This window comes from Aeromonas sp. ANP5 (assembly GCF_963870295.1).
In the GTDB taxonomy this organism is placed as follows: Bacteria; Pseudomonadota; Gammaproteobacteria; order Enterobacterales; family Aeromonadaceae; genus Aeromonas; species Aeromonas veronii.
Genome location: NZ_CAWMRY010000070.1, coordinates 1 through 5,874, shown reverse-complemented (window position 1 = coordinate 5,874; position 5,874 = coordinate 1). Strand labels below are relative to the sequence as shown.

Annotated in this window: 6 protein-coding genes; 2 read left to right on the top strand and 4 right to left on the bottom strand. The window is 64.2% G+C overall.

Annotation, left to right across the window (positions count from 1 at the left end; genetic code table 11):
• Nucleotides 1-91: 91 nt before the first annotated feature.
• The 3 genes from AACT07_RS22145 to AACT07_RS22135 are packed head-to-tail and all read right to left on the bottom strand — an operon-like array spanning nucleotide 92 to nucleotide 3,063.
• A complete protein-coding gene (locus AACT07_RS22145) occupies nucleotides 92-1,624 on the bottom strand; it encodes a tripartite tricarboxylate transporter permease (RefSeq protein WP_019445074.1) in 1,533 nt (510 codons plus the stop codon).
• Between the two features lie 9 nt (nucleotides 1,625-1,633).
• Nucleotides 1,634-2,065 carry a tripartite tricarboxylate transporter TctB family protein gene (locus AACT07_RS22140; RefSeq protein ID WP_005350923.1) on the bottom strand — a complete coding sequence of 144 codons (432 nt, stop codon included), beginning with the start codon at nucleotides 2,063-2,065 and terminating at the stop codon, nucleotides 1,634-1,636.
• Between the two features lie 11 nt (nucleotides 2,066-2,076).
• Entirely contained in the window at nucleotides 2,077-3,063 is a 987-nt protein-coding gene (locus AACT07_RS22135; protein ID WP_069530068.1) for a Bug family tripartite tricarboxylate transporter substrate binding protein, read from the bottom strand.
• A 222-nt stretch (nucleotides 3,064-3,285) separates the two neighbouring features.
• On the opposite strand from AACT07_RS22135, the gene tctD reads away from it, so the two are divergent.
• Both tctD and AACT07_RS22125 read left to right on the top strand, forming a co-directional pair.
• Nucleotides 3,286-3,960 carry a transcriptional regulator TctD gene (gene tctD / locus AACT07_RS22130; protein ID WP_069530067.1) on the top strand — a complete coding sequence of 225 codons (675 nt, stop codon included), beginning with the start codon at nucleotides 3,286-3,288 and terminating at the stop codon, nucleotides 3,958-3,960.
• Between the two features lie 43 nt (nucleotides 3,961-4,003).
• Nucleotides 4,004-5,359 (top strand): sensor histidine kinase, encoded by a 1,356-nt coding sequence (locus AACT07_RS22125; RefSeq protein WP_083250039.1) that lies wholly within the window; start codon nucleotides 4,004-4,006, stop codon nucleotides 5,357-5,359.
• Between the two features lie 67 nt (nucleotides 5,360-5,426).
• Here AACT07_RS22125 and AACT07_RS22120 read toward each other — a convergent pair whose 3' ends face one another.
• Nucleotides 5,427-5,675, bottom strand: a complete 249-nt coding sequence (locus AACT07_RS22120) for a GlsB/YeaQ/YmgE family stress response membrane protein (RefSeq protein WP_005359720.1) — start codon at nucleotides 5,673-5,675, stop codon at nucleotides 5,427-5,429.
• Nucleotides 5,676-5,874: the final 199 nt, after the last annotated feature.

The window sequence follows — 5,874 nt, the reverse complement described above, 5'->3', positions numbered from 1 at the left end:
TTTAGTTGACCACTACAGTCTGTAAAAAGGGCGAGATCGTTCAGATCTCGCCCTTGTTTATCAATAGGCCCGTCATCTCTGTCTTATCGGATCAGGCTCCCTGCTCCGGGCGGGCGTCCGGGATCAGCGGATCGGCTTTGCGGCGGCGCAGCAGGCGTACCAGCGGGGGCAGGGTGATCACTGCAATGGCCAGTACCAACAGGGTCTGGCTGATGCCGCTGCTCCACAGGATGGCGGTGTCGCCATTGCTGATGGAGAGGGCGCGGCGCAGGTTCTGCTCCAGCATTTCACCCAGCACGAAGCCCAGAATGAGCGGTGACATGGGGAAGTGCATCTTGCGCAGCAGGTAGCCAAAGACCCCGAGGGCCACCATCAGCAACAGGTCGAAGGTGGTGCTGTGCACCGCATAGACACCCACCGCCGAGACGCTGGCGATGGCGGGCACCAAAAACCAGAGCGGGATGGAGAGCATGCGGGTAAAGAGCCCCACCATGGGGATGTTCATCACCAGCAGCATGACGTTGGCCAGCAAGAGGGCGGCGATCAGTCCCCACACCACATCGGGTTGTTCGGTGAACATGGTGGGGCCGGGGGTGATGTTGTAGAGGGTCAGTGCCCCCATCATCACCGCCGTGGTGCCCGACCCCGGCACCCCCAGGGTCAGCATGGGGATAAAGGAGCCACAGGCCGACGCGTTGTTGGCCGCCTCCGGTGCGGCCACGCCGCGAATGTCCCCCTCACCGAATTTGGCATTCGGCCCCGCCAGTCGCTTCTCGGTCATATAGGTGATGGCACTGGCGATGGTGGCACCGGCACCGGGCAGAATGCCGACGAAGAAGCCGATGGTGGAGGATCGCAACATGGTGCCGGTGCAATGGACCAGCTCCTTGAAGTTGAACAACATCCGTCCGGTGGTGCGCACCAGCTTGCCGCCGCCACTGGTGTGCTCCAGCATCAGCAGGATCTCGCTCACCGAGAAGAGGCCGATCACCACCACAATAAACTGCACCCCGTCCGAGAGGTGAACGCTGTCGAAGGTGAAGCGATAGACGCCGGTGTTGGCATCCACTCCAACGGTGGCGAGCCCCAGCCCAATCAGCGCCGCCATAAAGGATTTGAGCGGGTTCTGGCTCATCATGCTGCCAAGGCAGGCGATGGCGAACACCATCAGGGCGAAATACTCCGCCGGGCCGAAGGCCAGTGACCAGCGCGCCAGCGCCGGGGCGAACAGAATGATCCCGCCGATGGCGAGCATGGAGCCGACAAAGGAGCTGACCGCCGAGATGGAGAGGGCCACTCCCGCCTTGCCCTGCTGGGCCATGGGGTAGCCATCCAGCGCGGTCATGATGGCGGCGGCATCCCCCGGCACGTTGAGCAGGATCGAGGAGATCCGCCCGCCATACTCGCAACCGATATAGACGGTGGCGAGCAGAATAAGCGCCGATTCGGGGGGCAGTTTCAGGGCAAAAGCCAGCGGCAACAGGATGGCGACTCCGTTGATGGGGCCAAGGCCCGGCAGCAGGCCGACCACGGTGCCGACAAAGCAGCCGATCAGGGCAATCACCAGATTCTCCGGGGTGAGTGCCACCGCAAAGCCCTGGGATAGGTACATCCAGGTATCCATATTGACTCCTTAAGAGAACCAGACGCCGAGGGGCAGGGTGACATCCAGCAGCCGGTCGAAGGCGAGATAGAGCACCAGACCGCCGACGACGCCGGAGAGCAGGGCAGCTTTGGCAGAGGCGCCAAACAGGCGCCCCAGAACAAAGGTGAGCAGGGTGGTGGCCAGCGGAAAGCCCAGCCACTCGAAGCTGGCACCGTACCCGGCCAGCGCCACCACCATGATGGCGAGGTGGCGCAGGGTACGCAGTGGCGGCCAGCTGACGGTGTCCGGCTGGCGGCGCAGCAGCAACAGGGCGCAGAGCGCCATCAGGCCGATGATGCCGAGCGGGAAGGGGCGTGGCCCCAGCGGCTCATAGCTGTATTCGCTCTGGATCTGCCAGGCGATAGCGGCGCCTGCCAGACAGAGCAGCAGCCAGATAGCGGCGAAGATGCGATCGCTCATGGCTGCGGCTCCTATTTGGCCAGACCGAAGGCTTTGGCCTGCTCGCGATATTGCGCTACCTGCTCCTTGACGTAGCTGTCGAGGGCCTCGCCGGTGAGGTCAAACTCGAACAGGCCGCGCAGATCCCGCTGCGCCTTGAAGGTGTCGGTCTTCACCAGCTGATCGAAGGTCTGCTTCCACCACTGGTATTCGCTGTCGCTCACCTTGGGGCCGACATAGAAGCCGCGGATCACCGGCCACACCAGGTCATAACCCTGCTCCTTGGCGGTGGGGATGGTGGACAGCTTGCCGGGCAGCCGTTCGGCAGAGAACACCGCCAGCACCCGCAGTTTGTCGCCGCCGATATAGGGCACCATCTCGCTCAGATCGCCGGAGACCGCCTGCACATGGTTGCCCAGCAGCGCGGTGACCGGCTCGCCGCCCCCTTCAAAGGCGACGTAGCGCATCTTGTGCGGGTCAACCCCGGCCTGTTTGGCCAGCAGCGCCGTCTTCATCCAGTCCTGACTGCCGATGGAGGCACCTGCCCCGATCACCACACTGTTGGGATCGTGCTCCATGGCGCTCACCAGCTCCTTGAGGTTCTGATAGGGGGCATCGTGGTGCACCGCGATCATGCCGTAATCGGTCCCCACCGCCGCCAGCCAGCGCACATCGTCCACCCCGTAACGGCCAAATTTGCCCTGTGAGAGGTTGAGCAGGGAGCCGCCGGAGAAGGCGACCACAGTTCCCGCCTCGGCAGGGCGCTGGGCCACGATGGCGTTGTAGGCCACGGCGCCGACCCCGCCCGGCATGTAGGTGACCCGCATCGGCTTGTCGATGGTACCGGTCTCCTGCAGGCTCACCTGCAGCAGCTTGCAGGTGAGATCGAAACCACCGCCCGGTTTGGCCGGTGCGATGCATTCGGTACGGCTCGGAGTCGTGGCACTTTCGGCCGCCTGCAGTGGCAGGGCGCCGAGCAGGGTTAGCAGGGCGAGGGCATGACGTGTGCGTTGCTTCATGGTTGTGTGCTCCATCTTGTCGTTGTTTTTCCTGGGTGTGACTCCGTCGATAGACGAAGTGATGCGAAATTGTTAAAACAACAACCTTTCATTCACCTTTCAATCGCTGACCAAGAGCCGGGAGTGTGACCCTGATCGCACCTTCTCCCGCAATAGCAGTGACGAAGGGATGCAGTTGAAGCAGTGCGGCTGAATACCGTGGTTAGGAACAAGGGGAGAGGGATGCGCTTGCTGTTGGCAGAAGATAATCACGAACTGGCCCACTGGCTGTCGCGGGCACTCACCAGCGCCGGTTTCGCGGTGGATTGGGTGGCTGACGGGGCTCAGGCTGATCACCTGCTGCGCCACGAACAGTACGCGCTGGCGGTGCTCGATATCGAGATGCCCAAGCTCGACGGGCTGGCGGTACTTGGCAGATTGCGCAGTAGGGGGCAGGGAGTGCCGGTGCTGCTGCTCACCGCCCGCGGTGCGGTGGAGGAGCGGATCTGCGGCCTCAATGCCGGAGCCGATGACTATCTGGCCAAGCCGTTCGATCTGGGGGAGCTGGATGCCCGGTTGCGAGCCCTGCTGCGGCGCAGCGAAAGCGGCGGTGCCGAGCTGCGGCTGGGGCGCCTGACCCTGCACCCCGACGGCTATTTTCTGCTGGCCGATGCCCGCCTTGCCCTGACTCCGCGCGAACTGGCGCTGCTGACCGCGCTGATGTATCGCCACGGGCGGCCCGTCGCCAAGGGGCAGCTGTTCGAGCAGGTGTTCAACCTCGATGACGAGGTGGGGCTCGACAGCATCGATCTCTATATCCACCGGCTGCGCAAAAAGCTGGTGGGCAGCGGGGTGGCGATCACCACCCTGCGCGGGCTGGGCTATCTGCTGGAAGCGGCGCCGGAGGCCTCCCATTAGTCGCTCCCTGCTCCATCAACTGCTGCTGTTTCTGGGGGGCCCCTTGCTGATCCTCTGGGCCGCCTCGGCCTGGTACAGCTACTACGGCGCGCTGGCGGCGGCCACCTCGGCCTATGATCGCACCCTGCTCGCCTCTGCCCGCACCGTCGCCGAGCGGCTGACGGCGGCCGAGGGCAGCCTCAAGGTGGATGTGCCCTACGTGGTGCTCGACAGCTTCGAGCGCAACATGCGCGATCGCCTTTTCTATCAGGTGCGCGGCATCGACGATAGGGTCATCTCCGGCTTTGACGACCTGCCCCCCATGCCGGACGGCACGCCGCTGACCGACCGCTATCCGGCGCTCGCCTACTTCTACGACGGGCTCTATCAGGAGGCGCCAATCCGCGCCGTGATGCTGCTGCAACCGGTAGGTGAAGGGGGCGTCAACGGCATGGCCCGCATCACGGTGGCGGAAACCCTGCTCGGTCGCCAGCAGTTGGCGGAGCAGTTGCTCTGGTCGGCCCTGCTGACCCAGGGGGCGCTGGTGGTGCTTACCCTGCTGCTCGCCTATCTGTTGCTCAAACAGCTGCTCACCCCGATGCGGCGCCTGTCGCGGGAGATCCTGCGCCGCGATGCCGCCAATCTTGCCCCCTTGCCGGATTTGCTTCCCTGGCAGGAGACCCGGCCGCTGGTGCAGGCGTTCAACCGCCAGCTGGCCCGATTGCGCCAGCTGGTGGCCCGGCAGGAGCGCTTTAGCGCCGATGCCGCCCATCAGCTGCGCACCCCGCTCACCATCCTGAAAACTCAAGTTGAGGTGGCGCGCGGCAGTGGCGATCCGGCCCTGATGAGCGAAAGCCTCGATGCCATGGCCGTGCGGCTCGATCACACCATCGCCCTGACCGAGCGGCTCCTGCTGCTGGCCAGACTCAAATCAGACGAGTGCTCCGGGCTGCGCCAGCGGGAGCCCATGGAGTTGACGGCGCTGGTGCAGCAGGCCTGTTTGTCACGGCTGGCGCAGGCCCGCAGCAAGGGGATCGATCTCGGTTACGAGGGGGAGGAGTCCGCCATCATGGTGGCGGGGGAGCCGCTGCTGCTCGGGGAGCTGTGCGCCAACCTGCTCGACAACGCCATCAAATACACCCCACCCCACGGCACCGTGACGGCGCGGGTGGTGCGAAGCAACGGGCAGATCTGGCTGGAGGTGGAGGATAGCGGCCCCGGCATCGCCCCCGAGCTGGCGGAGCGAGTCTGGCAGCCGTTCCAGCGCCTCGAGCAGGGGAGTGAACAGCCGGGAGCGGGGCTGGGTCTGGCGCTGGTACGCGATATCGCCCACTACCACCACGGCGAAGTGGTGTTGCTGCCGAGCACCCAGCTGGGGGGCTTGCTGGTGAGGCTGATCTTGCCGTTGGCAACATCGTGAGGGCGATAAAAAAAAGAGAGGGCACCTCTCGGTGCCCTGTTTATCTACACATAGATGGCGTTGGGGGTCAGCTGCGGATCTTGTTGAAGACAAACAGGACGATAAGGGCACCCACGGTCGCCAGCGCGATGCTCGGGATATTGAAACCGGTCACCGAGCCCAGCCCCAGCAGGGTACCCACATAGCCGCCAACCATGGCGCCGACAATCCCCAGCAGGGCAGTCATAAAGAAACCACCACCGTCGCGACCCGGCATGATCCACTTCGCCAGAATACCCACCAACAGTCCCAATACGATCCAGGTGATAAAGCCCATGGATTAATCCTCTCTGTGTGTTTGAGCCCGCATTATAGGCAGGGATGCCGGGATGCGAAGGGCCGGATGGCGCTGGCTGGTCACAAGCTGTCGGACGGCGGCCGGCGCTGGTCGGGCTGCACAGTCCGGTTATGAGCGGTTGAAAGGCGGTATGTGCGCCGCCAAACAGGGGCGGGGATGGCCCACGTAAAGGCCATGT